The sequence below is a fragment of the Kribbella rubisoli genome, assembly GCF_004217145.1.
GTDB lineage: Bacteria > Actinomycetota > Actinomycetes > Propionibacteriales > Kribbellaceae > Kribbella > Kribbella rubisoli.
The window spans coordinates 429,622-453,443 of the sequence record NZ_SHKR01000012.1; the positions used below are offsets into that span (position 1 = coordinate 429,622).

Annotated in this window: 25 protein-coding genes; 12 read left to right on the forward strand and 13 right to left on the reverse strand. The window is 68.4% G+C overall.

The annotated features are described in order from the left end of the window. The first annotated feature begins 49 nt into the window (after positions 1-49). Together EV645_RS16240 and EV645_RS16245 are read left to right on the forward strand one after the other, a co-directional pair. Positions 50-721 (forward strand): HAD family hydrolase, encoded by a 672-nt coding sequence (locus EV645_RS16240; RefSeq protein WP_130444557.1) that lies wholly within the window; start codon positions 50-52, stop codon positions 719-721. Beyond that, positions 718-1,947, forward strand: a complete 1,230-nt coding sequence (locus tag EV645_RS16245; RefSeq protein ID WP_242000455.1) for a glycosyltransferase 87 family protein — start codon at positions 718-720, stop codon at positions 1,945-1,947. The genes EV645_RS16240 and EV645_RS16245 overlap by 4 nt, the downstream gene beginning before the upstream one ends. On the opposite strand, the gene EV645_RS16250 is transcribed toward EV645_RS16245, so the two are convergent. From EV645_RS16250 to EV645_RS16260, 3 genes are read right to left on the reverse strand one after another with little or no spacing between them, the layout of a single operon-like run. Continuing rightward, positions 1,910-2,653, reverse strand: coding sequence for a nucleotidyltransferase domain-containing protein (locus EV645_RS16250; RefSeq protein ID WP_130444559.1), 744 nt, complete (start codon positions 2,651-2,653; stop codon positions 1,910-1,912). The two genes, EV645_RS16245 and EV645_RS16250, sit on opposite strands and share 38 nt — an antisense overlap. After that, on the reverse strand, positions 2,650-3,966 hold the full coding sequence (locus EV645_RS16255) for a hypothetical protein (RefSeq protein ID WP_130444561.1): 1,317 nt from the start codon (positions 3,964-3,966) through the stop codon (positions 2,650-2,652). The genes EV645_RS16250 and EV645_RS16255 overlap by 4 nt, the downstream gene beginning before the upstream one ends. Further along, positions 3,966-4,454 (reverse strand): cupredoxin domain-containing protein, encoded by a 489-nt coding sequence (locus tag EV645_RS16260; protein ID WP_130444563.1) that lies wholly within the window; start codon positions 4,452-4,454, stop codon positions 3,966-3,968. The genes EV645_RS16255 and EV645_RS16260 overlap by 1 nt, the downstream gene beginning before the upstream one ends. Positions 4,455-4,632: 178 nt before the next feature. Here EV645_RS16260 and EV645_RS16265 point away from each other — a divergent pair, with 178 nt between their 5' ends. From EV645_RS16265 to EV645_RS16280, 4 genes are read left to right on the forward strand one after another with little or no spacing between them, the layout of a single operon-like run. Then, on the forward strand, positions 4,633-6,090 hold the full coding sequence (locus EV645_RS16265; RefSeq protein ID WP_130444565.1) for a WS/DGAT/MGAT family O-acyltransferase: 1,458 nt from the start codon (positions 4,633-4,635) through the stop codon (positions 6,088-6,090). Beyond that, the gene (locus tag EV645_RS16270) at positions 6,087-6,623 is read left to right on the forward strand and encodes a DUF6912 family protein (protein WP_130444567.1); all 537 of its coding nucleotides are present in this window, start codon (positions 6,087-6,089) and stop codon (positions 6,621-6,623) included. The genes EV645_RS16265 and EV645_RS16270 overlap by 4 nt, the downstream gene beginning before the upstream one ends. Positions 6,624-6,638: 15 nt before the next feature. Next, the gene (gene ku, locus EV645_RS16275; protein WP_130444569.1) at positions 6,639-7,568 is read left to right on the forward strand and encodes a non-homologous end joining protein Ku; all 930 of its coding nucleotides are present in this window, start codon (positions 6,639-6,641) and stop codon (positions 7,566-7,568) included. Continuing rightward, positions 7,565-8,017, forward strand: a complete 453-nt coding sequence (locus tag EV645_RS16280) for a VOC family protein (protein ID WP_242000456.1) — start codon at positions 7,565-7,567, stop codon at positions 8,015-8,017. Before ku ends, EV645_RS16280 begins: the two co-directional genes overlap by 4 nt. Before the next feature lie 5 nt (positions 8,018-8,022). On the opposite strand, the gene EV645_RS16285 is transcribed toward EV645_RS16280, so the two are convergent. Beyond that, positions 8,023-8,412, reverse strand: a complete 390-nt coding sequence (locus EV645_RS16285) for a nuclear transport factor 2 family protein (protein WP_130444571.1) — start codon at positions 8,410-8,412, stop codon at positions 8,023-8,025. Positions 8,413-8,461: 49 nt separating this feature from the next. Between EV645_RS16285 and EV645_RS16290 the strand changes: the two genes are divergently transcribed. After that, entirely contained in the window at positions 8,462-8,983 is a 522-nt protein-coding gene (locus tag EV645_RS16290; protein ID WP_130444573.1) for a TetR/AcrR family transcriptional regulator, read from the forward strand. A 135-nt stretch (positions 8,984-9,118) separates the two neighbouring features. Beyond that, a complete protein-coding gene (gene pruA, locus EV645_RS16295) occupies positions 9,119-10,747 on the forward strand; it encodes an L-glutamate gamma-semialdehyde dehydrogenase (protein WP_130444574.1) in 1,629 nt (542 codons plus the stop codon). Here the strand turns inward: pruA and EV645_RS16300 are convergent. Then, a complete protein-coding gene (locus EV645_RS16300; RefSeq protein ID WP_130444576.1) occupies positions 10,744-11,376 on the reverse strand; it encodes a TetR/AcrR family transcriptional regulator in 633 nt (210 codons plus the stop codon). The genes pruA and EV645_RS16300 overlap by 4 nt on opposite strands. A 141-nt stretch (positions 11,377-11,517) precedes the next feature. On the opposite strand from EV645_RS16300, the gene EV645_RS16305 reads away from it, so the two are divergent. Continuing rightward, entirely contained in the window at positions 11,518-12,384 is an 867-nt protein-coding gene (locus EV645_RS16305; RefSeq protein ID WP_130444578.1) for an esterase/lipase family protein, read from the forward strand. A 1-nt stretch (position 12,385) separates the two neighbouring features. Here EV645_RS16305 and EV645_RS16310 read toward each other — a convergent pair whose 3' ends face one another. The 8 genes from EV645_RS16310 to EV645_RS16350 form a co-directional block, all read right to left on the reverse strand. After that, the gene (locus EV645_RS16310; protein ID WP_130444580.1) at positions 12,386-12,586 is read right to left on the reverse strand and encodes a hypothetical protein; all 201 of its coding nucleotides are present in this window, start codon (positions 12,584-12,586) and stop codon (positions 12,386-12,388) included. 74 nt (positions 12,587-12,660) lie between these two features. Next, positions 12,661-13,152, reverse strand: coding sequence for a DUF2505 domain-containing protein (locus EV645_RS16315; RefSeq protein ID WP_130444582.1), 492 nt, complete (start codon positions 13,150-13,152; stop codon positions 12,661-12,663). 15 nt (positions 13,153-13,167) lie between these two features. Next, positions 13,168-14,187 carry a hypothetical protein gene (locus tag EV645_RS41885; protein WP_157997081.1) on the reverse strand — a complete coding sequence of 340 codons (1,020 nt, stop codon included), beginning with the start codon at positions 14,185-14,187 and terminating at the stop codon, positions 13,168-13,170. Beyond that, a complete protein-coding gene (locus tag EV645_RS16330; protein WP_130444586.1) occupies positions 14,184-16,658 on the reverse strand; it encodes an Hsp70 family protein in 2,475 nt (824 codons plus the stop codon). Before EV645_RS16330 ends, EV645_RS41885 begins: the two co-directional genes overlap by 4 nt. Further along, entirely contained in the window at positions 16,651-17,178 is a 528-nt protein-coding gene (locus tag EV645_RS16335; protein WP_130444588.1) for a hypothetical protein, read from the reverse strand. The genes EV645_RS16330 and EV645_RS16335 overlap by 8 nt, the downstream gene beginning before the upstream one ends. After that, a complete protein-coding gene (locus EV645_RS16340) occupies positions 17,175-19,268 on the reverse strand; it encodes a hypothetical protein (RefSeq protein WP_130444590.1) in 2,094 nt (697 codons plus the stop codon). The genes EV645_RS16335 and EV645_RS16340 overlap by 4 nt, the downstream gene beginning before the upstream one ends. Positions 19,269-19,421: 153 nt before the next feature. After that, positions 19,422-20,792: a glycoside hydrolase family 76 protein gene (locus EV645_RS16345; protein ID WP_242000457.1), complete on the reverse strand. Its 1,371-nt coding sequence runs from the start codon at positions 20,790-20,792 to the stop codon at positions 19,422-19,424. Between the two features lie 154 nt (positions 20,793-20,946). Further along, complete coding sequence (locus EV645_RS16350) at positions 20,947-21,456, reverse strand: hypothetical protein (protein WP_130444594.1); 510 nt, start codon at positions 21,454-21,456, stop codon at positions 20,947-20,949. A gap of 81 nt (positions 21,457-21,537) precedes the next feature. On the opposite strand from EV645_RS16350, the gene EV645_RS16355 reads away from it, so the two are divergent. The 3 genes from EV645_RS16355 (at position 21,538) to EV645_RS16365 (ending at position 23,822) form a co-directional block, all read left to right on the forward strand. Next, positions 21,538-22,359, forward strand: a complete 822-nt coding sequence (locus EV645_RS16355) for a tryptophan 2,3-dioxygenase (protein ID WP_130444596.1) — start codon at positions 21,538-21,540, stop codon at positions 22,357-22,359. 126 nt (positions 22,360-22,485) lie between these two features. Next, positions 22,486-23,091 carry a hypothetical protein gene (locus EV645_RS16360; protein WP_130444598.1) on the forward strand — a complete coding sequence of 202 codons (606 nt, stop codon included), beginning with the start codon at positions 22,486-22,488 and terminating at the stop codon, positions 23,089-23,091. 47 nt (positions 23,092-23,138) lie between these two features. Then, on the forward strand, positions 23,139-23,822 hold the full coding sequence (locus EV645_RS16365; RefSeq protein WP_130444600.1) for a response regulator transcription factor: 684 nt from the start codon (positions 23,139-23,141) through the stop codon (positions 23,820-23,822).

Genomic DNA, 23,822 nt, shown 5'->3' on the forward strand with positions numbered 1-23,822 from the left:
CCGGGGCCGGAAGCGTGATGACGGCCCCGGTCTGAGTAGGCTTGCGGGCATGGTTGAGGTGCAGGTGGTGCTGCGTGGTCTGTTGGTGGACTGGGGCGGCGTACTCACCTCAGGGCTCGAAGGCGCGCTGCGGCGCTGGGCCGAAGTGGACGATTTCGACTTCGACTCCTACCTCGAAGCAGTGCTCAAATGGCTGCCTTCGCGGTCGCCCGAGGAGGCCGCGGCCGAAGCCGAGCTGAACCCGGTGCACGCGCTCGAGCGCGGCCAGATCGCCGTACCCGACTTCGAGCGGAAGCTCGCCTCGATGCTCGTCCGCCGCGACGGTACGCCGGTGCCGGCCGACGGCCTGATCGAGCGGATGTTCGCGCACTTCGAGCACCAGCCCGCGATGTCCGCGCTGGTCCGCCGCGCGAACGAGCGCGGGATCAAGACCGCCCTGCTGTCGAACTCGTGGGGCAACACCTACCCGCGCGACACGTGGGACGGGATGTTCGACGACATCGTCATCTCCGGCGAGGTCGGACTGCGCAAGCCCGAGCCGGAGATCTTCCTGCTCGCCGCCCGCCGGCTGAACCTGGAGCCGCCGGAGTGCGTCTTCATCGACGACCTGCAACTCAACGTCGACGGCGCCCGCGCGGTCGGCATGACCGCGATTCTTCACACCGAGTACGACGAGACCCGGCGAGCGCTGGAAACCCTGTTCGGAGCCGACCTGACGTGACCGTGACCACCCCTCCCTCCTCCCCAGCCCGTCCGGCCAGCCGTCGCGTCATCCTCGCGATCGTCGGCTGCGCCGTACTCGTCGCGCTCGGCGCCTGGGTCGGCAGCCTGTTCGGCGGCATGATCGACCTGCGCGTCTACCGGATGGGCGGCTCGGTGCTGCTGCACGGCAAGTCGCTGTACGACGCGCAGCTGGCCGGCTCCGGCCTGCCGTTCACCTACCCGCCGTTCGCCGCGATCGCGATGGTCCCGCTGGCCGCCGTGCCGTGGGGTGTCGCGCTGGTGACGTGGACGACGATCTCGGTGCTCTGCATCACGGCGCTGTGGCGGACCAGCCTGCCGAAGACGTTCTGGTCGTTCATCAGCCAGCGCAAGCGCACCGCGACGCTGGTCGCGCTCACCGTCTTGTCGCTGCTGCTCGAGCCGGTCTGGCAGACGATCCAGTTCGGCCAGATCAACCTGTTGCTGACGGCAATGATCCTGCTGGATCTGGTCCGGCCGAACGACACGCGGCTGCGGGGCTTCTGGGTCGGCGTGACGATCGGCATCAAGCTGACTCCGCTGCCGTTCCTCGCGCTGCTCGTGGTGACCAAGCAGTGGCGCGCGCTGCGCAACGCCGTACTGGGGCTGCTGGCGACGATGGCGATCGGGTTCGCGATCGTGCCGCACCAGTCGTGGCGGTACTGGACCGACGTGATCCTCGACGCGAACCGGGTCGGCGGGATCGCGTACACCGGCAACCAGTCGTTCAACGGCTTCCTGCACCGCATCGGCAACGACGCGAGCTGGGTCCAGCCCACGTGGTTCGTGGTCTCGGTTGTCTTCGGGGTGCTCGTGCTCTGGCTGGCCCGGCGCTACTGGCTGGCCGACGAGCGCGTCACCGCGATCTCGGTGATGGCGCTGGCAGTCCTGTACGCGTCGCCGATCTCGTGGAGCCACCACTGGGTCTGGATCATCCCGCTCGGCGTCAGCCTGATCCGCGGCATCAACCGCGTCTGGGGCCTCAACCCCGCCGTGATCACCGGCGTCCTGTTCTACGGCCTGTTCGTACTGCGGTCGATCTGGTGGGTCCCGTACCGCGACGACCGCGAGCTCAGCTGGACCTTCTGGCAGTCGATCCCGGGCAACTCGCACCTGATCGTCGGCATGATCGCGTTCATCCTGCTCGCCGTGACCAGCCGCAGCCTGCCTAAGCCGTCAGCTCCCGCAACGTCCGAGTCAGCCTGACCGCCAGTTCGGCGTCGACCTCAGCGAGCTCGGCCAGCAGTACGTCGACACTCGCGCTCAAGGCTCGCTGCAACTCGGCCGTCTCGAGCGATCGCACCAGCGTCGGCTCGACCGCCGAAGTGGTAGCTGCAGGCAACAAATGCAGCCCGCGACCCTGGGAATGCTCTACGCCGTGGCGCAGGCACATCAGCATCAGCACATGATCGCGTACGCCGCTGATCATGTACTCGGCCTGCCACGCCTTGCCGCGGGCGATGCTCGAGCGCGCATGCAATGCGTACAGCCAGCCCATGCCGATCAGGTCGACCGGGTTCGGCGTACTGCGGGACGGCTGCTCAACGGCTGAACCGAAGAGCAGTTGAAACGTAGGGCCCAAGGCTCCGAATGCTTCGCGAGGGGCGAAGGCGATGTCCACCTGGAGCGTGGAGTCGAGCAGGAACACCCGGTAGATGGTCGGGCCTGACCACATGTCTGTGTGGTGGATGGCCCCGTGCTCGGCGTACATGATCGAGGTCCAGTCGGCGACCGTGCTGGACTGGTCCGCGTCGGCAGAGAGGCCGAAGGCCAGGTCGATGTCCGACCACTCGTCCTCGGCGCCGACTGCGGCGGATCCGGTCAGCGCGGCGCCGGTGATACGCGCATCCGCTTGGGCCTGCGCCAGCAAAGCATCGCGCAGGGCCGAGCGGTCGGCGGGCGTGTACCTCACGAGGAGAACAGGAGGAGTAGGCCGGCGCAGGTGTAGCCGACCATGACGACGAGCAGCGGGATCTGGCCGGCCAGGGCCTTCGCGCGCGGGAACAACGCGACCGCGCGGTCATGGGCCGAGATGACGCCGAGCAGGTGTCCGCAGACCACCGCGAGGACCTGGGTGACCGCGATCGCCGTGCTGTGGTTGGTGATGCCGGTGTTCACGGCGAGGAGGCCGGTGCCGAAGATGTTCGCGCCGTTGCTGAGCGGGTCGCTCAGATAGATCAGCGTCCGCTGCCCTTCCAGGATGAACAGGGTCAGGTAGTGCGCGACGACGTACCCGAGGGCGATCGGTACGACGGAGTGCGCGAACAGGCCCGGTAGCGACGTCCGCGAACTGTCGGACAGCCGGCCCGCGAGGACGGTGGCGCCGGAGTACGTGCCGAGGACGACCAGGATGAACACGATCAGCGCGCCCGTCCCGAGCCACGTCATCGAGATGTCCTGGTTCTGCGCCCAGCCGATCCAGGTCGACGAGTTCGAGAATCCGTCGTACGCCGTGGAGCCGAGCAGGGCCGCGACCATGCCGACGAGGCCCGGCTGCGGCTTCAACCCGTCGAGGTTCTCCAGCGGACGCCGTACGACGAGGGCGCCGTCGTCGCGGCGACCCCACGGGGACAACCGCGACATCAGCGTGGCGTAGACCTCGAACGGGTCGCCCTGCGAGAACCAGCGGTCGCCGAAGAGGATCGCCCCGAACATCGTGATCACGACGTACAGCGCGATCCAGGCCTGCAGCACCGGGATCGTCGCGCGGTCCGGTGCGACCAGCTCGAGCCAGGTGAACGCGAAGATGCCGAGCGCGGCCGGCCACAGACCTGCCCACGCGGGGAGCTCGAGCAGGCCCTTCGACGGCGGTTGGCGAAGGGCTTTCGAGAGGAGGAGGTGGAGCGTGCGCAGCGGGTTCAGCGTCCGCCAGACCGGGCCGAGCACGATCGAGATCGGCACCAGCCCGACCCAGACCAGGATGTAGATGAAGCCGAAGATCGGGTTCGTCAGCCGGTCCACGCCGAACATCAGCGACACCATCGCGTACAGGAAGATCGCCAGCCCGACCACGCGGACGATCCACCGGAACCAGCCGGCGTCGAGCGTCCGGGTGATTGCAGCAGGCAACGGCTTCCCGGACGCATTCCCGCGGTACTTCGGACTGCGCCACGCCAGCCCGAGCACGACGAACGAGAGCGTCACGGCGACCGCGGCGCCACCCACCGCCAACCCGAACGGAACCGGCAGGTCCTGACGACCACCGATCCCGTGAAGGGGAATCATCACGAGACGACGAGCTTGGCGACCAATTTGCCGCTCTTGTGGGTCTCGATCTCGAAGGTGCCCTTCATGTTCGCGGTGAACTTGACCGAGGCGGGCTTGCCCGGGGTGAGTTCGAGCTCCTTGTCGTACCCGTGGATGTGCAGCTCCTCGTCGGCGTCGCTGATCACCTTGACCAGGACGGTCTGGCCGGCCTTCGCCTTGATCGTCGCGCCGCTCGGGTTGACCTTGCCGTTGGCAACGGTGACGTCGATGGTCACGTCGGCCTGCTCACCGGACGGGTCCGCGGTGTTCGACGGGGAGCTGGTGTTCGGCGAGCCCGGGGTCGGGGTATTGGTCGGGAGACTCGACGTCGGCGTACTGGCCGGGGCGCTCGGTGACGGGGTGCTCGAGCCGCTGTCGGAGTCGCCTCCACCGCAGCCGGCCAGGACCAGCATGCCGAGGGTGGGCAGGAGAGCGGTGGCGGCACCGCGGGTGAGCGTCGAACGCATCGGTCCAGAAGCCTTTCGAGGGGTGGTGAACTTCTCAGGGTGCGGGACACACCCTCTTGCCTGACGAACACGGATAGCTCAGTGTTCCCGTACAAGCAGTGTCGCAGCCCACTGTCGGCCCACTGTCGGCGGTGGCCGCTAGGGTGAAACAACCCGTAGAGAGAGGAAGGTGACCCGGATGCCTGACCGGCTGACGTCGCTCGATCTCACCTTCCTGAAGGCAGAGTCGCCGGCGACCCCGATGCATGTCGGGACGGTCGATATCTTCGAGCCGCCGGTGCACGGCGACGAGGGATTCGACTACGAGAGCCTGGTCGCGCTGATCCGGGACCGGATCGCGTTCGTGCCGCGGTACCGGCAGCGGGTGCAGCAGGTGCCCGGCCGGTTCGCAGGCCCGGTCTGGGTGGACGACGAAGAGTTCGACATCACCTTCCACGTCCGGCGCTCTGCCCTGCCGCGGCCCGGGACCCACGCGCAGCTGCTCGAGCTGGTCGCCCGGATCATGTCCCGCCGGCTCGACCGTGCCCGCCCGCTCTGGGAGATGTACCTGGTCGAGGGCCTCCAAGGGGACCGGTTCGCGATCATCTCGAAGTCCCACCAGGCGCTTGTCGACGGCAACAGCACGGTCGACATCGGCCAGGTCGTCCTGGACTCGACCGCGCACCCGCGCGATACGCCGACCGACACCTGGCAGCCGGAGCACCCGCCGTCCGCGGTCGAGCTGCTCGCCGGTGTGTTCTTCGATGCGACCAAGCATCCGACCGCGGTCCTGGAGCTTGCCCGCGCCGAGATGGCCAGCCTGACCGGCTCCACCTCGGTCCGCGAGGTGCTCGGTGACGTGGTCGGCTCGCTGGTCGCGCAGCGGCATGCGCAGGAGAGCTCACTGCATGTGAAGACGTCCGGCCAGCGCCGGTTCACGACCGTGCAGACCGATCTGGAGGACTACCGGACCGTCCGCGCCGCGCACGGCGGCACGGTCAACGACGTGATCCTCGCCGTGGTCGCCGGTGCGTTCCGGGCCTGGATGATGACCCGCGGTGAGGGCGTCGGCCCGACCCGGAGCGTGCGTGCGGTGATCCCGGTCAGCATCCGCGACGACGAGGACGAGGAGCCGACCTCGCTCGGCTCCCGCGTGATCGCCTCGACCGTGAACCTCCCGGTCGGCGAGAACTCCCCGGTCATGCGGGTGCACCAGATCTCGTACCAGACCAAGGTGCACAAGGACACCGGTCGCGCCGTCAGCGCCCGCTCGCTGGTCGGCATCGCCGGGTTCGCCCCGACCACCCTGCACGCGCTCGCCGCCCGGGTCGCGACCACCGCGGTCCGCCCGATCGACGACGTTGTGATCACCAACGTGCCGGGTCCGCAGTTCCCGCTGTATGCGCAGGGTGCGCCGATGCTCGCGTCGTACCCGGTGGTCCCGTTGATGCCGGGGCAGAGCCTGTCCGTCGGCGTCACGTCGTACGACGGGAAGGTGTACTACGGTCTGAATGCGGACCGCACCGCGATGCCGGACCTCGCTGTTTTCGCCCAATGTGTGACCGATGCGCTCGACGAACTTCTGGACACCACCAAGGGCAGCCGGAACCGGGCCTCCCGGGGCCGGAAGAAACAGACCAAGAAGGCGGGTTCATGAGGGTCTACATCCCATCCACGCTCCGGTTGCTGAGCGTGGCCTGCAACGCGGGGGAGATCGGGCCGGCCCCGCTGACGGCGTACGCCGTGACGCCGGCCTTGCGCGAGTGGTACGCCGAGGGCGACGACGAGGAGCTCGAGTACGCCGCGATGGCGCAGGCGGCCCGCGCGTCGGTGGGACTGCTCTCGGAGGACGCGGGCATCGCGCGGAGACGTGTCGTGATCGCGGCCGAGGTGAGCGCCGTGCCGCCGGCGGACGGATCGGTGGAGCTCGGCGACGCCCGGCTGGAGCTGCATGTGGTGATTCCGTGGCGTGGGGTGGCAGCCGTCCACATGGATGCGACCGACGCGATCCCGGTGATCAGGAAGGCGGCCGACCTCTGGGAGGCCGCCCAGAACGGTGACGACGACGCGGTGTTCGCCCTGGATTCGTGCGAGGGTGAAGACCTGCTGTGGTACGCGACGCAAGAGATTCCCGACCTGCTCGCGGCGGAGGGGCCGCGGGGCCGAAACGGGTCGAACGGATCGAACTGACGGGAGCTGATGGCGATGCAGGCGATCTGGAAGGGGGCCATCTCGTTCGGGATGGTGACGATCCCGATCAAGGTGTTCTCCGCGACCGAGGAGAAGGACATCTCGTTCCGCCAGGTGCATGTCGCCGACGGGGGGCGGATCAAGTACAAGCGGGTCTGCTCGGTCGACGGCGAAGAGGTGCCGTACTCCGATATCGGCAAGGGCTACGAGATGCCCGACGGCCGGATGATCGTGCTCGACTCCGATGACTTCGCCGACCTGCCGCTGTCCAGCAAGAAGGTCATCGACGTCCTCGAGTTCGTGCCCGCGGACCAGGTCGACCCGCTGTACCTGGGCAAGTCGTACTACCTCGCCGCAGACGGCGGACCGGGCGCCAAGCCGTATGTGCTGCTCCGGGACGCGCTCGACGGCTCCGAGCTGTACGCGCTGGTCAAGGTCGCGCTGCGGTCGCGGGAGAGCCTCGGGCTGCTGCGGACCGTCGACGACGTACTCGTGCTGCAGGTGATGCTGTGGCCGGACGAGATCCGGGACAAGTCGTTCGCGGCTCCGCCCGAGGACGTCGAGATCCGGTCACAGGAGAAGGCGATGGCGTCGTCGTACATCGACACGCTGCGGGGTGAGTTCGACCCGGAGCAGTACCACGACGATTATCGCGAGGCGCTGGAGAAGGTCGTTCAGGCGAAGGCTGAAGGCGTGCCGCTGCCGGAGTCCGAGGACGAAGAGACCGAGGGCGCCGAGGTCGTCGACCTGGTGGCTGCGCTGCGTGCGTCCGTCGAGGCGGCCAAGGCCCGGCGCGCGGGCGGTGGCGCCGGCGAGTCCGAGCCGGCCAAGAAGGTGCCGGCGAAGAAGGCAGTCGCCAAGAAGGCCCCGGCCAAGAAGGCGGCAGTGGCCAAGAAGGCTCCGGCCAAGAAGGCGGCCAAGAAGGCCACGAAGAAGTCGGCATGACCGAGCGCACCGAAGTCCCGGCCGACGACTCCGAGATCCCGGTCGACCCGGCGCACCCCCTGGTCGTGCCGGGTTCGTACCTGCTCGAGCTGATCCCGATCCCCGTCACCGACGTCGACCGGGCCAAGCAGTTCTACGTGGAGCAGTGCGGGTTCGTCGCGGACGTCGATGTCAGCCCGGCTGAAGGCGTCCGGATCGTGCAGCTCACGCCACCGGGTTCGTACTGCTCGATCAGCCTCACCACCGGCCTGGCGCAGATGGCGATGGAGCCCGGCTCCCAGCGCGGTCTGCACCTCGTCGTGAAGGACCTCGAGGCGTCCCGCGCCGAGCTGATCGGCCGGGGCGTCGAGGTCAGCGAGACCGAGGACCTCGGCGGTGTGTTCTACGCCTGGTTCAAGGACCTGGACGGCAACACCTGGGCCCTCCAACACATGCCCTGGCGGAAGTAGGCCGTTCAGCGCTGCAGAGGCCGGCGGCGGGGAAGCACCTTGCGGTAGCTGATCCGCCAGCCGGCCGGCGTCCGGACGAGCGTGTCCTCGTAGGTGGCGCTCCCGCAGCTGCCATCCGCCATCACGCCAAGCCCCTTGGACAGGCTCGCGACCTCGTCCGGACCGACCTCGGTCAGCACGACGTTCGTGACGTGATGCGCGACCGGATTGCCGTCGCCGAGGGCCAGCCCGGCCTCCCACACCGCCTTCGGACCGACCAGCACGCCGCCGCCGAGAGCCGAGACGTCGTACCTGACATCCGGCGTGAACAAGCGATCCGGCGCCTCGCCCGCGTCGACCAGATGGCCGTGCAGCGAGATCAGTTCGGTGATCGCAATGCGGTCCTCGAGATCCATCGGCGCTCCTAACCGGGGAGATCCCCGTTTTCGCGCTAGCCTAACAGGGATGTCCTCAGTGAAACCGTTGCGAGCCGATGCCCGGCGCAACCGCGATCAGCTCGTCGCGACCGCGCGGGACGTCTTCGGCGAGCTCGGTACGCAGGCGCCGTTGGACGAGATCGCGCGGCGGGCCCGGATCGGCAACGCCACGCTGTACCGGCATTTCCCGACCCGGGACGACCTCATCGTCGCGGTGTACGCCGAGGAGGTGGCCGAGCTGTGTGCGGTCGACGACGGGGCGGACCTGTTCGACTGGCTGGAACGCTTCGTCCGGCATGTGGCCGAGAAGGGTGATCTGGCTCGCACCCTGGAGCCGTCGGTACGGCGGTCGGAGCTGCACGACGGGTGGCACGAATCAATGGTCGAAACAGCTGGGCGGCTGGTCGAACGTGCGCAGCGGGACGGTCGCCTGCGGGCGGATGTGGACCCTCTCGACCTGCTGGTTCTCAGTGCCGGCATGGCCACGGCGGAGCCCGGTCGGGTGAAACGTATGCTACAGATGCTGCGGCGTGGCGTGGTTGCTTCCTGAGTGGACCAGTTGGTCTCCTGGTCAGGTCTGTCGTCAGGTTCGTTTCCAGTGGTCAGTCATGGCACCATGCTTGTGTCACCGATGGGCAGGCCGCCCACCTACACCGGCCCCCAGCCAGCAGAGGAGCTTCGCAGAATGGATGCCGTCACCGTCGTCCCGACGCCCGCCAACGAGCCCGTCAAGGGGTATGCGCCCGGTTCGGCCGAGCGCGCGAGCGTGGAGGCGAAGCTCAAGGAGTTCAACGCCGCGGGCGCGATCGACCTGACCTGCACGATCGGCGGCGAGCAGAAGCTCGGTGGCGGCGCGCGGGTCGACGTGGTGCAGCCGCACAAGCACGCACACGTGCTCGGCACGCTCGGCAACGCGACCGAGGCGGACGGTCGCGCGGCGGTCGTCGCGGCGCTCGCGGCAGCCCCGTCCTGGCGCTCGCTGTCGTTCGACGACCGCGCCGCGATCTTCCTGAAGGCTGCCGACCTGCTGGCCGGCCCCTGGCGCGACACCCTGAACGCGGCCACCATGCTCGGCCAGTCGAAGACGATCCAGCAGGCCGAGATCGACGCCGCCTGCGAGCTGATCGACTTCCTCCGGTTCAACGTGGCGTTCGCGCGGCAGATCGTCAGTGACCAGCCGATCTCGTCCCCGGGCGTGTGGAACCGGGTCGACTACCGGCCGCTCGAGGGCTTCGTCTACGCGATCACGCCGTTCAACTTCACCGCGATCGCCGGCAACCTGCCGACCGCGCCGGCGCTGATGGGCAACACCGTGGTCTGGAAGCCGTCGCCGACGCAGCAGTTCGCGGCGCACTGGACGATGCGGCTGCTCGAGGCTGCGGGCCTGCCGGCCGGTGTGATCAACCTCGTCACCGGTGACGGCATCGAGGTCAGCAAGGCCGCGCTCACCCACCCGGATCTGGCCGGCATCCACTTCACCGGCTCGACGAAGACCTTCCAGTCCCTGTGGGGCACGGTCGGCACGAACATCTCGGCGTACAAGACGTATCCGCGGCTGGTCGGCGAGACCGGCGGCAAGGACTTCATCCTGGCGCACCCGTCGGCGGACCCGGCGGTGCTGAAGACCGCGATGGTCCGCGGCGCGTTCGAGTACCAGGGCCAGAAGTGCTCGGCGGCGTCGCGCTCCTACGTCCCGCGCTCGGTGTGGAACCTGATCAAGGACGACATCGTCGCGGAGACCAACTCGCTGACGATGGGCGATGTCAGCGACCTGTCGAACTTCATCGGCGCGGTGATCGACGACCGCGCGTTCGCCAAGCACAAGGCCGCGCTGGACCGGGCAGGAGCGACCGACTCGATCGAGGTCGTTGCTGGTGGCACCTATGACGACAGCGAGGGGTACTTCGTCCGTCCGACGCTGCTTGTTTCCGAGGATCCGACCGACGAGATCTTCACGACGGAGTACTTCGGCCCGATCCTCGGCGTCCACGTGTACGACGACGCCGACTACGACGCGGTGATGCGCGGCATGGAGCACTCGGCGCCGTACGGGCTGACCGGTGCGGTCATCGCGCAGGACCGGCATGCGGTCGCGGAAGCTTCGGAGTACCTGCGGTTCGCTGCGGGCAACTTCTATGTCAACGACAAGCCGACCGGTGCGGTCGTCGGGCAGCAGCCGTTCGGCGGGGCGCGCGCGTCCGGTACGAACGACAAGGCCGGCTCGATGTGGAACCTGATCCGCTGGGCGTCCCCGCGTTCGATGAAGGAGACGTTCGCTCCTCCCACGGACTACCGCTACCCGCACCAGGGCTAACGCACGAGGCCTCGGCGGACGGTGATGTAGAAGGTTGTGAGGTCGTCGACCAGGGCCTCGATCTGGCCCTGGTTGGACAGGTTCGCCTCCAGCAGCCAGTCCGAGATCAGGTCGAACATGCCGCCGACCAGCCCGATCGCGACACTGTGCCGGACGGCGCGCTGCTCCTCCGGCTGCGGCCCGTCGTACCGGTCCCAGAGCTGCACCAGGAAACCGGCGGCCCAGCGGCGGTTGGTACGCCGCTGGCGCTCGACCGCCGCCGAGATGCCCGACGCCATGCCGAAGGTGACCTTGGTGATCCGCGGGTCGTCGACCAGCGCATGCACGAAGGTCGCCAGCAGTCGCGGCGCTTCCTGCCGCTCGTTGCCGGTGGCCTGCGCGGCGGCACCGGCCATCCGCTCCTCCAGCCGCTCGGACGTCCGCTGGAGGAGCGCGAGATAGCACTCCTCGCGGCTGGCGAAGAGCTCGTAGAAGCTCTTCGTCCCGATGAACGCGGTACTGCAGATCTGCTCGATCGACGTACCGAGATAGCCCTCGGCGGCGAACAGTTTGAGCGCTGCGTCCAGCAGCTGCTCGCGTCGTTCGGCCCGGCGTTGCTCGGCGTCGAGTCCCCGTATGGTCCTGCTCATGCGCTGGACACTACCCCGGGTGCGCGAGTCGTAACCGAGGGGAACATGTTTCCAACCCGAGCTCTTGTTTGTAACCAGTAGGCATGCTCCACTAACCGTGGTTCACTGGTCACCGACTGAAACCATCACGGGGAGCTTGTCATGCGCAATCGCTTCCGGCGGACGGCCGTCGGCCTGTTCGCCGCCGTCCTGCTGGCCGCCTCGGTCACCTCCGCGACCACGGCAAGTGCCGCGCCGTCGTCGGGGTTCGACAACTGGTCGTGCAAGCCATCCGCCGCCCATCCCGACCCGCTCGTCCTGCTCCACGGACTCGGCGGCAACGGCCCCGGCAACTACTCGTACCTCGGTCCGTTCCTGGCCGCGAAGGGGTACTGCGCCTTCACGCTCACGTACGGCCAGGCCGACCCGAACATCCCGGTCGGCGGCACGGTCTCCATCGCCCGCTCGTCCGCCGAGATCGAGGCGTTCGTGCAGCGGGTCCGGACCGCGACCGGCGCCGCGAAGGTCGACATCGTCGGTCATTCCGAGGGCGCGTTCCAGAGCATCTACGGCCCGAAGGTCCGCGGGTACGCCGGTCAGGTCGGCAAGGTCGTCGCGCTGGCGCCGCCGACGCACGGTACGACGTTGGGCGGGCTCGTGAGCGTGGGGGATTACCTCGGGCTCGGGCCGCTCGTCGACCAGGTGCTGCAGCGCTTCGGGTGCGCGGCCTGCGACGAGCTGATCGTCGGCGGGTCGGCCGTGAAGACGCTGACCACCGGTCCGATTGCACAGCCCGGGACGAAGTACACGGTGATCGCTTCGCGCTTCGACGCGCTCGTGACGCCGCACGAGACGTCGTTCATCCGTGAGCCTGGCGTGACGAACGAGTACGTCCAGGACAGCTGCCCGCTGGATCCGGTCGGGCATGTCGGCCTGGCCTTTGATCCGACGGTCGCTCAGCTGGTCGCCAATGCGCTCGACCCGGCCCACGCGCGCCGGGTGGTCTGCGCGTTCGGTCCGCCGCTGTAGATCAGGCGGTGTGGCTGGCCTGCTGCAGTGGTGGGTCGACCAGGAGCGCGGATCCGCACTGCACGCAGATCCACTCGTCCGGCTCGTCTGCCAGATGATCGGCCGCTTCGATGCACTCGAACGGCATCGTGGTCGCGCAGAACACGCAGAACTGCTCGACCTCGGTGGCAGGCGCGGTCAACTTCGGCTTGAAAATTCGCATGAAACGAGTCACCTCCGGTGCAACCTTCTTCTCAGGTTGCCACCGGAGGTGACGCGCTCACTGCAGCGACACGGTTACTTCGCGGCCCACTCGCGGCCGAGGTCGTGCTCCTTCACCAGGCCGGCGCGGATCGCGTCGACGACAGTCGGCTCGAGCTTCTTCCCGATCAGCGGTACGGCGACCTTCACGTCCAGGTCGATCGCCTGCACGGTCTGGGACCCGCTCTGCGCGATGCTCGCGGTGCCCTTCAGCGTGACCGGCGTGTTGGCGATCTCGCCCGACACATCCGCCTTCCGCGAACCGTCGGCCGCGGGCGCGTGCCAGGTCTCGGTCTGTACGACGGTCAGGGTGTCGCCGACGAACTTCTTCGCCATGTCGGGGATGTCGACGGCCGGCATCTTCCGGCTGACCCGGACGATCGTGTCGGCGCCGGACGTGCTCACCTGGACGTCGTACGACAGTGCCTTGGTCTTCTCGCAGGCCTGCTCGCGGAAGGTGGTGTCCGTGACGATCGCGAACACTTCCTCGGGGGTGGCGTCGTACGACGCCGACAACTTCAGCTCCATGCGTTCATCATGGCATTACTCATCGGTCACCGGCGTGAGCGTCAAGGTGACGGTCCTGTTCTGCGCGTCGCTTCCGTACGGCGGATGCGCCTGATCGCCCGACTGCATCGTGAACGCGGTCAACGGGAGCCCGGACGCTGCGCTCAGTTGCTGGGTCGCGATCCGAGCCCGCAACAGCCCGGTCCGCGAGCCGCCGGATCCACTCCCACCCGGCACAACAACCGAATACCCGGTCACGGTGATCGTCGCCTTCAACCCCGTCAGCCGCTTCCCCAAACCCTCAAGCGCGGTTGCCCCCGACGGGCTGAGCTCAGTCCCCGCCGAGAACACCCCCTCCCTGAACAACACCCTCACGGCCCCCGGCTGCCGCTGCACGACCACCCCCGTCCCACCAACCCGCCGCGCAATCCGCTCCACCTCACCAGCCCGCGCAGCCGCCGAAGCCCGCCCCGCAGCCTTCAAAGCCGCCAGCTGCCGAGCCAACTCAGCAGCCCGCTCCTCAGCCCCAGGCGTAGTCGTGGGTGTGGGTGTGCTGCTTGACGTCAGTGTCGTGGTCGGCTGTGCGACCGGCCCGTCCGACCCACCTAGCGCCACCACTCCACCCGCAACCCCGCCAACAACCACCAGCACCGCAGCCACCCCCACAGCAACCGGCCACAACGGCCGCGAGGCCCGCCGCCGATCCCGAATATCTGCAACCGTCCGACGCCCCGCAGCCGCCCCCGCAAGCAGCTCCGCCCAGACCGCGTCCGCGCCGCCGTAGCCGCCGGTGCCGCCCGTGCCGCCCGCCTCGGCCGGCCTGGCTGCGTCAGCGGGTGCCATGTCTTGGACTCGCGCCCAGAGGGCGTCGGCCTCAACCCAATTCTCTTGTTGGGCCCGGATGCGGGCGAGGAGGTCCAGCACCTCAGGCGACGCTTCGCCGGTCGCGTCGAGCTGCTCTAGCAGGTTGGCCGCGCCGGCCAGATCACCCTGGTGGGCTTTCTGCGCAGCTCGGCTCAGTGCTACCTGGCGGTGCAGGGCTGTGACGGCGGTCATCTGGTCAGTCCGATGATGGTTTCGCGTTCGTCCCGGGGGAGCAGACGGATCAGCTGCTGTACAACGTGTTCCAGCGTCCTTTGGTCGCGTTGGTTGATTGCGTCGCGGCCCTCGCGCACCAACCGGTCGGCCTCGGCGGTCGCCGGCAACAACCCCGGCTGCTGCACGATCGTCCAGTACGCGTCCTGGTACCAACCGGGTTGGCGCCGATGCAGCCGCGCCATCAACACGGCAACTCGCTCCGTCACCGACTCGATCGCGGTCAAATCACGCTCGTCGATCGCCTGCTGGGCCTCTTCACGCAGCGCCGTCAGCTCCTGCTCGTCCCGGACCGCACCGGCCTGCTGCACGATCTCGCCGGCCTCGGCCAGCAAATCAAGCAGCTCCCGCGTACGCCGAGGCAGCTCCGCCAACTCATCGATATCGTCGAGCTCCGCCTGGAAGTCCCGCAACCGATCCTCAGCCGTAGCCGCCGCACCCGCATCCGTAGCCGCCGCCCGCACCTGCTCGCGGACAACCGGCAACGTCCCCTCGGCCTCCAACCGCCGCAGCCGATCATCCACATCCGGCAACTCCGCCGACTGCTGCAAAACGGAGAACCGATCCTCCGCCTCCGCCAACTGCTGAGTCAGTACGTCGGACGACGGCGTCCGCACCGATGCCAGATCGATCTCCGCCTCGAACTGCGCCCCGATCAGAGGTACGTCGGCCACCACCGTGACGAGGTTCGACGCATCGACCTCGAACGTGACCTCGACCTCGGTCCCCGACGGCAGATCCATCCGCAGATCCACCGGCCGGATCGTCAGCATCCCGACCGGCCGGTTCCGGTTGGCCCGCGCCCGTTCGCCTTGCACCACAGGGATCCGGATCATCGCGTCGTCGTCGCGCCGGAGCAGCGTGCTCGACGTACGGAAGATTCCGCGGGCCGTTGTCGGTACGCCGGCGCCCTTGCGCAGCAGCGGCGAGAACGTCTTGTCGGCCAGCTGGATGCCCAGCGAGTGCGCGAGCCGCGCGCCTCCGAACGTCTCGGTCCGGTGCGTGATCGACAGCGTGTTCGGGACGACCTTCTGCGGCGCGCCGGCCGGATCGATCAGCTCGACGCTGAACCGCGACGTACGACGCTCGTCCACGTCGACCTCGGTCGCGAACGCGCCGACCCGGTTCAGCGCGATGTTCGCGGTACGGAACGGCGGCCGTCCTTCCGGGTTGGCCAGCACCACGGAGTACCCGGTCCAATCGAGGTCCCGCCCGACCCGAAGCCGTCCGGCCACGGTTGTCGTGGTCGTGGTGACTGCCGGTTCGTACGAGAGCTCGACGGCGAACTCGCCCGCGGCGGGCGCGGCGGCCAGCGGTGCGGGATGCCGGATCGTCGACGCGAAGACCGCCGCACCGCGAGCCACCACGGTCGACGGGTCGAGGCGGGTCTCGAGCTCGATGCCGATCCCCTCGGCCGGATCCGCGAGCCGCTCGCGCAGGCCCGGGGACAACGTGACGCCGCCGACCAGCAGCAGCTTGTCGATCGCGTCCGGGGACAGGCCGTTCTCGCGCATCGCCTCGCGGCACAGGTTGATCGCGCGAATGTAGTACTGCTCGGCGACCCGATCGAGCGCGTCCCGCGTCAGGGTGAAGTCGAACGTCTCCCCACCGCCCGGCGTATCCACCTCGACCAGCACCGACGTCGACGTGATGCCGGACAGCGCGATCTTCGCCTCCTCGGCCGCGGCCTTCAGCCGGGCGAAGGTGTGCCGGTACTGCGGGTTGTCCCGCCGGAAGTCCTTCAGCCCGAACTCGGCAGCTGCGGCCGGTGCGAGGATCCGCTCGACCAGCGCCCAGTCGATCAGCTTGCCGCCGAGATACGGGTCGCCGGCGTGATGCAGGACCCGCAGTTCGCCGTCGCGCTTGTTGATGACCGCTGCGTCGAAGGTCCCGCCGCCGAAGTCGAACACCATCCAGTACGCACGATCGCTGGTGTCCTGCAGCCCGTACGCGAACGCGGCGGCGGTCGGCTCCTGCAACAGCGGCGAACCCGGAACGAAGCCCGCCAAGGTCGCCGCCTCGACCGTCGCCTTGTTCTGGTTCAGCGCGAACGCGGCCGGCACCGTGATCACCGCCGCGGTCAGGATCTCGTCGTTCAGGTACCTGCCGGCGCTGTTCCGCAGCGACTTCAGCACCTCGGCCGACAGTTGCGGCGGCGTGAGCTTGACCCCGGCCCTGGCGAAGGTATGGGTCACATCCGCGAGACCCATCTCCAGCTTGAACTCGGCCGCGGTGTTGTCCGGATCGCTCTCCACCCGATCGCGCGCCTTCTTGCCGACCCGGATCTCACCGGCGCGCGGGATCCAGATCGCCGACGGCGTGGTGTCCTGGCTCTCGACGTTCTTGATCACGGTCACCGCGTCGCCCTCGGCCAGGGCGATCGCGCTGTTCGTCGTACCCAGGTCGATTCCGATGTCGATGGTGTCACGCATGGCTGTCCTCGCTGTCAGAGCTGTCAGAGCTGTGGGAGCTGTCGGAGCTGTTCGGGCGATGAGTTGTGGTGGGTACGGCGACGATCACCTGGGCGGTCTGGATCCGGCGGTCGTGGTGGTACACCGCCGGTCGCACCGTCTCGACGACGGTCTCCACCGTCACCTCCGGGTCGTCGGAGTAGAGCAGTACGTCGACAGAGCGGCCGGCGTGGAAGGGCTCGCCGTCGTGGTCCTGCACGGTGATGCCAGCAGTCGCGAGCGCCTCGGCACACGTCCGCAGATAGCGCGCGGCCTGCTTGCCCTGGCCATCGTTGCCCTGAGCAAGTTTTCGGCGAGCGCGCCAGAGATTGGTTGCCGCCTCTGCCAATGCGTCGTCGTCATCGCGGGACGGCTGTTCCAGTACGTCGCCGAGTTCCGCGAGGTACCGGTCCAGGTCGTCGTACTCCGTCCCGGACCAGCGCGGCGCCTCGATCCGGAACGCCTTGTGCTGCCGCCACTGCCGCCAATTCCGGCCCCTCATGTGAGCGCTCCCTTGAACGGCTTGTCGTCCGCCCGGTGGACGAGGCAATAGGCGTACTTCGTCTGCTTCGGGTCCTTCCACCAACTGCTGTCCGGCGATCCGGCCCAACTACTGAAGCCCGGCAGACTCGGGATCCCTCGCGCGCAGGCCTTCTGCGCCGCGGCGATGACGGCGTTGTCGCCGGGCCATGGCTGACCGGGCTTGTAGATCGTCGGGTAGCCGAAGATCTGCGCCCAGTGCCACTCGCTGCAGCGCACGATCTTCACCGTGTCCGTGAGCCGATCGCCGATCGCGTCGCGCACACAGGTGCCGACCGGTGCGTTCAGCGCGACGTTGGTGGTGAACAGACTCATCGAGACCGGCTTCGGACCGGTCGGCTTATTCGGTCGCGGTGCCTCGCTCGCCGGGATGTTCGCCCCGTCGTGCCGGTGCATCACGCAGGCGGCGTAGTTCTCGTACTTGCTGGAGTTCTTGCCGGTGTTCCAGGACTGAGCGGACGCGTTGATCGCGTTGACGACGCACTCCGTCTCGCTCAGCTCGTGCTGCACCAGTGCCTCGCCGCAGAGGAAGTTCGCCAGCGCGGTCGTTTGGACAGCTCCGGGGTACGGTGCGGGCGCCTTGGTGATCGGCACGTACGCGAGGACCTCGCCCCAGTGCGGTTTGTCGCAGTCGCTGCCGCGAAGCTTGGTCGGCTCGGACAGCCAGTCGTCGGCCTGCTTGCCGAGGCAGGTCCCGGCGGGCGGGTTGTCCGCGATCTTGTCGTGGTAGACGTTCACCTCCCGCGGCCACCAGTGCCAGACGCCCAGACCGATCAGCGCCAGCACGATCAACCAGGCCACAAGCGCCCGCCTACGCCGCTGACCTCGGGTGCGAGGCGGTCGGACCGTACGTTGCTTCGTCGGCGGTCGGTACGGCGATGAGGGGGACCGGCCGGCGGAGATGCTCGCCAGCATCTTGTCGATCTCGGCCCGCAACGTCTGCAGCTTCGTTTCCCGGCGTACCTGCCGGAGCAACCGCACAGCGGCGGTCTTGCCCTGCAGCCGGTACAGCTGGTCGACCTGCGAGCGGAACGACTCCATCGCGCGCCGGTTCACGTCGAGCATCTGCCGGTTGTCGCGCACCAGCGAGAGCTCGTGCTGGTCGATGGCGACCGTCGCGGCCTGCTCCAGGTACCGCTCGGCGCGGCCGTCGTTGAACTCGCCGCGGTTCATCAGCTCGACCGCGCAGTTGTTCAGCAGGATCGCGAGCTGATCGTGCAGTGCCGAGGTCCGAGGGTTCTTGCCGGGTGGGAGCAGTGCGTCGAGGCGTGCCAGCCGAGGCAGCAGGTCGTCCTCGATCTCGGCGACGATCGGGTCGACCGGTCCGTCGCCGATCCGCTGCGCGATCTGCGTACGCCGGTCCTCGAGCTCCTCGTACAGCGGGTTCGCCGCGGACATGAGCAGGCGGCGGTGCAAGGCGGCCGCCATCGGGAATCGCTGTGCGTGCGAGACGAGTCGGGCCGCACGCGTTGTCGGGCCGGATACGGCAAGGTCGACGGCCGGCTGGGTGAGTGCCCTCGGCAACTCTCGCCGGATCTCCTCGACCGCCGACTTGTCGAGCTGCCGGTCGTCCAGGTCTCGAACGCGGTGCTCCAGGTGACGCGCGAGGCCGGGGACGACCTTGCCCCAGCTCTGCCGGGCGCGGGTCCACTCGCTGTCCGGCGGTGTCTTGCCCCATTCGCCCGATTGCTCGCGGGCGATGGCGTTGCTGTGCGCCTTGACTGCGAGGTCGTGGTTCTTGTGCAGTTCGAGTGAGCAGCCGCAGTCGGAGACGTTGGTGCCCCACGGTGCGAACACCTCGTGCACCAACCGCCGGCGCGGGTCGCCGAGGATCAGATCGCACGCTGCCTGGATCTCGTGCGGGTCGCTCGAGGTCGCCGTACCGAGGTCGACGTCGGCGCCCATCTCCAGCGCCGCACGCAGCCGTTGCGAGACCTGCCGGGTGGTTCGGCCGTCCGCATCGGCGAGCAATCCACTGATCCGGAAGGCGTTCCGCCGGTAGAGCTCCGGCCCGGCCAGTCTGCGCATCTCGTCGACGATCGGATCCGGCACCCGGCACACCCCCAGCTGTCAGGCGGTTCGGAACCGGACGTTCGCCGGCTCGTTCAACCACCTTCGCATCGGATCAAGCCGCCCGAAGGCGCGTCCGTACCGCTCTGGACCCGCTCTGGATCACCCGTAGATGCGTCCTGGATCAAACCTGCATCAGGGGGCCGCGTTGAGGAGGTCGAGCGCGGATTGCTGGCGGGCCGCGTCGAGCTTGTCGACGGGTCCGGACCAGTGCAGGCCGTACTGGTCCATCGGCGTACGGTCGGCTGCGAAGGCGCGGTCGGCCTGGCGTTGCAGGTAAGTCGTGTAGGGGTGGTCCGGGAGGGCCGCGTTCAGCTTGCCGAGGCCGCGGACGTGTGCGCCCTTGAACGACGGACCGTCGCCGCCGCAGTCGCCGTTCTCGCAGGGCTCGCGGAGGATGCCGTCGGCGGTGTGGAGCGACGCGGCGGTGGTCGACGCGTCGGCCAGCTGGCGTGCCGAGGCCAGGTACGCCGCGTTGTTCGTTGCCTTGGACAACTCAGTGAGCGCGCCGATCAGCACGCCCTGGTTGTACGTCCACGCGGTGTCGCCGTTGGTCTTGCACGTGGACAGGTCGATGCCGTCGTTGACCAGGTTCGAGCCGTTGATCATCCCGGTCTGCTGGAACCAGGTCCAGCCGGCCCGCGCGCGTTGCAGGTACGTCGAATCACCCGCGACACGCGTATGCAGTTGTGCGTTGAGCTGGATGTACAGCGAGTTCGAGATTGCGTTCTTGTACGTCTTCGCCTCACTCCACCAGACCCCGCCGCCGCAGGTGTTGTCCCAGTACGCCGCCATGTGATCGGCGTCGGCGCGGGCCGTCTGGAGATAGCGGGCATCGCCGGTCACGTCGTACGCCGCGACCCAGGCGAGACCCCACCAGCCGGTGTCGTCGAGGTAGTCGTTGCGGAACTGGCCTTCGGCCGCATTGAGGTTGAGGTCGTACGTGCGGGCGATCGCGTACTCGTAGCTGTGCATGCCGCTGACCCGGATGTTGTCGATCAGCGCGTTGAGCGCGTTGGCCGAATTCCACCAGCCGGTGGTGTCGAACAGGCCGGTCGACAGGTTGTAGTCCTGCATGAGCGCGGTCGCGGCCGCCGTACGACGGTCCCAGGCGTTCCAGGTCGCGCGCGCCCACGGCGTACAGGCGATATCGGCGCGGTCGCCGGCCTTGCCGCAGGCGCGGAGGGCGCCGACGCCGAGGTTGTTCCAGTCGTCGACGTTGTACATCTGCGTGCGCCAGCCGCGTTGGCCGGCGGGGATCGCGGTGTTGCCGAGGCGGCTGCCGTCCGACCAGGTGCGGCCGCCGTCCATCGAGCGGTCCAGCCAGACCTCGTCGCCAGGGCTGCCGTTGTCGATCGAGGCCCAGCCCATCGCGTCGTCATCGTCGAGGTGCAGGGTGATCGTGCGGCCGAACAGGGTCGTGGAGACGGGGGTGCGATCTTTCGGGGCGAGTCCGGGGTCGCGGGCATCGCAGTACTTGTTGCAGATCGTTGCCTGGACGGACATATTCACCTCCGGCGTAGCTGGCGCCGGTGGGGGCGCGCCGAGGGGTGCGATGAGCAGGGCAAGACTGGAAACGATTCCAACGGACATCACGATTCTCCCTGGGGCGGTAGGAAGAGAGCGGTGTCACCGAAGGTAGGTGCCCGGCTTCAGTCCGTCAAGATGTGAGCAGGGCGACCAGGACGCCGGCGGTCAGCAGCAGCGTGGTGGCGATCGTCAGGCGGCGGCCGCGGGCGCAGCGGCGGTGGATCGCGGTGCGGTCCGGGCGGATCGTGCACGGGTCGAACTCGAGGCCGTCGGCCGGTGCGATCACGCTGCCGAGCCGCGCGAGCAGACTTCGATCGGCTGCTTGCCGGGTCGCCTCCTGGACGACGCGGCGCCGCAGGAACTCGCGGTGCCGGGTGGCGGGAACAGCGACGTCCCGCTGGGCGGTGAGGCTGTACGGGAGCTCACGCGGGAGCTGCAGGTCAGGCGGGAGCGCGCGCTGGACGACCGCGTGCGCCGCCGCCACCCGCCTCACCCGGCTGATCGCAGGCGGGAGGATCAGATAGGCGAGGTGGACCAGAGAGCGATAGTCGTCGAGCACCAGCGCCTCGACCAACGGCTCTTCCCTGGTAGGGCCCTGAATCGGACCCGGAACGATCGGGGTCTCGATCGTGGCGGTCATGCAGCTCCTCAACTCGGCGTACTCATGTCCCAACGAACGAATCACTGACCAGTCACGAAGTGGTCGGTTAGTCTCCGTGTCATGAGCACTGAGGACGGGGTTGCGGGGCAGTGGGGCGGGACCGACGTACATTTCGGTGAGGACGGCGGGCGGCTGACGTACGGCAGCTACCTGCGCCTGCCTCAGCTCCTCGACCAGCAGCACCTCGAGTCCGATCCGCCGGCGCACGACGAGCTGCTGTTCATCACGATCCACCAGGTGTACGAGCTGTGGTTCAAGCAGGTCCTGCACGAGCTGACCGCCTCCCGGGACGCGATGCTCGCCGGGGAGCTGTGGCTGGCCGAGCACCTGCTCCGACGGGTGCACACGATCGAGCGCGTGCAGACGCAGCAGGTCGACATCCTGGAGACGATGACCCCGCAGGACTTCGGCGAATTCCGGCACCGGTTGTCGCCGGCGTCCGGGTTCCAGTCGGTGCAGTTCCGCGAGATCGAGTTCCTGTCCGGCGCGAAGGACCCCTCCTTCGTACGACGCTTCCGCGGGCTGACGTCAGTGGAGCAGGAGCGTCTGCGACAGCGCCTGGAGGAACCGACGCTGTGGGACGCCTACCTCGAAGTACTCCGGAAGGCCGGTTTCGACACCGACACCGAGGACGCCCTCCGGCACGCGCTACGGAAGGTCGCCGGCGACAGGTCGCAGTACGCCGCCATCTGGGAACTCGCCGAAGCCCTCCTCCAACACGACGAACTAGCCGCCGCCTGGCGAGCCCGTCACGTAGTCATGGTCGAACGCATGATCGGCACCAAACCCGGCACCGGCGGCTCGTCCGGCGCCAACTACCTCAGAAGCCGCCTGGACCTCCGCTACTACCCCCTCCTCTGGAACCTCCGCACCGCTCTCTGACCGGCTTTCCGGAAACAAACCGGCACCTGGTGACGAAATGTGTCCGGAAACCTCGTGGGCCGTGACGTCCACCGCTAGGGTCGCGTCGCACGGTGTGTGCGGCTCGCGTGGAGGAGAGGTCTGGGTGTGAAGCTCTACTCGGATGTGGGGGTGCAGCGGGTTGGGCAGCTTGTGGGGGACCTGGTGTTTGTCGCCTGGGTCTTGGTTTGTGTGGAGTTGGGGCTGATCGTCTTCAAGATCACCAACGCGTTGGGGTTGCCGGGGCGGAAGGCGGCTTCGGCGGGGGACGGGTTGGCGGGGCAGTTGCGGCGGTTGTCGGAGCCGATCGGGAAGGTGCCGGCGGTGGGGGACCAACTGCGGTCGCCGATCGACGGCGCTGCGGGTGCTGCGGGACAGATGGCGCAGGCAGGGCGGGATATGGCGCACGCCGTGGAGCAGTTGGCGTACGTGCTCGCCGGCGTGACGATCGCGCTGCCCGTGCTGTTCGCAGTACTGATCTGGCTTCCGCGGCGGATCCGGTTCTCGCGGCGGGCGACGGCGGCGCAGCGGTTCATCGACAGTGCGGCCGACCTGGACCTGTTCGCCCTGCGCGCCATGGCCAATCAGCCCATGCACAAGCTCGCGAAGATCTCCGACGACCCCGTCAGCGCCTGGCGCGAGCGCGACCAGACCGTCATCGCCCAGCTCGCCACCCTCGAACTCCGCTCCAACGGCATCAAACCACCCACTTAACTGCCGCTTGACGCTGTCTTGACGGGGCTGAAGCTACGCTCAGTGGCATGGCGCGGGTGCTGCTGATCGAGGACGATGATGCGATTCGTACGTCGTTGGGCAAGGCCCTGACGGCGGCCGGACACGTCGTGTCCGCAGTAGCAGCCGGCGCCGACGGGGTGGCTGCCGTCGCCCGCGACAAGCCCGAAGTGCTGTTGCTCGACCTCGGCCTGCCGGACCTGGACGGGCGCGACGTGCTCGCGATGGTGCGGTCCGTCAGCGACGTACCGGTCATCGTGGCGACCGCGCGGGACGACGACGCGAGCGTCGTACGGCTGCTCGATGCCGGCGCGGACGACTACGTGATCAAGCCGTTCAGCGCGGCCCAGATGGACGCGCGGATTCGCGCCGTACTGCGACGTCTCGGGCAAGACCAGCAGGGTGAGTCGACTGTCGAGGTCGGTGGGTTGCGGATCGATCCGCGGAGCCGGGAGGTCACCGTGGACGGGGCCGCGGTGGAGCTGACCCGCAAGGAGTTCGATCTGCTGCTGGCGTTGTCGCGCCGGCCGGGTGCAGTGGTGACGAAGCGGGAGCTGCTCGCGGAGGTCTGGGGGTTGCCGTGGGGCGGCGGCGACCGGACTGTCGACGTACATCTGTCCTGGTTGCGGCGGAAGCTCGGTGAGACCGCGGCCGAGCCGCGGTTCCTGCACAGCGTCCGCGGGGTCGGGATCAAGCTCGCGGCGGACGGGTGA

Excerpts from the sequence above, each read along its gene's own strand:
- EV645_RS16350 (WP_130444594.1), bottom strand. The coding sequence starts at position 21,456 with ATGACCGCCACGATCGAGACCCCGATCGTTCCGGGTCCGATTCAGGGC.
- EV645_RS16315 (WP_130444582.1), bottom strand. The coding sequence starts at position 13,152 with ATGGAGCTGAAGTTGTCGGCGTCGTACGACGCCACCCCCGAGGAAGTG.
- EV645_RS16270 (WP_130444567.1), top strand. The coding sequence starts at position 6,087 with ATGAGGGTCTACATCCCATCCACGCTCCGGTTGCTGAGCGTGGCCTGC.
- EV645_RS16305 (WP_130444578.1), top strand. The coding sequence starts at position 11,518 with ATGCGCAATCGCTTCCGGCGGACGGCCGTCGGCCTGTTCGCCGCCGTC.
- EV645_RS16365 (WP_130444600.1), top strand. The coding sequence starts at position 23,139 with ATGGCGCGGGTGCTGCTGATCGAGGACGATGATGCGATTCGTACGTCG.
- EV645_RS16355 (WP_130444596.1), top strand. The coding sequence starts at position 21,538 with ATGAGCACTGAGGACGGGGTTGCGGGGCAGTGGGGCGGGACCGACGTA.
- EV645_RS16285 (WP_130444571.1), bottom strand. The coding sequence starts at position 8,412 with ATGGATCTCGAGGACCGCATTGCGATCACCGAACTGATCTCGCTGCAC.
- EV645_RS16260 (WP_130444563.1), bottom strand. The coding sequence starts at position 4,454 with ATGCGTTCGACGCTCACCCGCGGTGCCGCCACCGCTCTCCTGCCCACC.
- EV645_RS16300 (WP_130444576.1), bottom strand. The coding sequence starts at position 11,376 with ATGAGCAGGACCATACGGGGACTCGACGCCGAGCAACGCCGGGCCGAA.
- EV645_RS16255 (WP_130444561.1), bottom strand. The coding sequence starts at position 3,966 with ATGATTCCCCTTCACGGGATCGGTGGTCGTCAGGACCTGCCGGTTCCG.
- EV645_RS16290 (WP_130444573.1), top strand. The coding sequence starts at position 8,462 with ATGTCCTCAGTGAAACCGTTGCGAGCCGATGCCCGGCGCAACCGCGAT.
- EV645_RS16310 (WP_130444580.1), bottom strand. The coding sequence starts at position 12,586 with ATGCGAATTTTCAAGCCGAAGTTGACCGCGCCTGCCACCGAGGTCGAG.
- EV645_RS16280 (WP_242000456.1), top strand. The coding sequence starts at position 7,565 with ATGACCGAGCGCACCGAAGTCCCGGCCGACGACTCCGAGATCCCGGTC.
- EV645_RS16345 (WP_242000457.1), bottom strand. The coding sequence starts at position 20,792 with ATGTCCGTCCAGGCAACGATCTGCAACAAGTACTGCGATGCCCGCGAC.
- EV645_RS16330 (WP_130444586.1), bottom strand. The coding sequence starts at position 16,658 with ATGCGTGACACCATCGACATCGGAATCGACCTGGGTACGACGAACAGC.
- EV645_RS41885 (WP_157997081.1), bottom strand. The coding sequence starts at position 14,187 with ATGACCGCCGTCACAGCCCTGCACCGCCAGGTAGCACTGAGCCGAGCT.
- pruA (WP_130444574.1), top strand. The coding sequence starts at position 9,119 with ATGGATGCCGTCACCGTCGTCCCGACGCCCGCCAACGAGCCCGTCAAG.
- EV645_RS16240 (WP_130444557.1), top strand. The coding sequence starts at position 50 with ATGGTTGAGGTGCAGGTGGTGCTGCGTGGTCTGTTGGTGGACTGGGGC.
- EV645_RS16265 (WP_130444565.1), top strand. The coding sequence starts at position 4,633 with ATGCCTGACCGGCTGACGTCGCTCGATCTCACCTTCCTGAAGGCAGAG.
- EV645_RS16335 (WP_130444588.1), bottom strand. The coding sequence starts at position 17,178 with ATGAGGGGCCGGAATTGGCGGCAGTGGCGGCAGCACAAGGCGTTCCGG.
- ku (WP_130444569.1), top strand. The coding sequence starts at position 6,639 with ATGCAGGCGATCTGGAAGGGGGCCATCTCGTTCGGGATGGTGACGATC.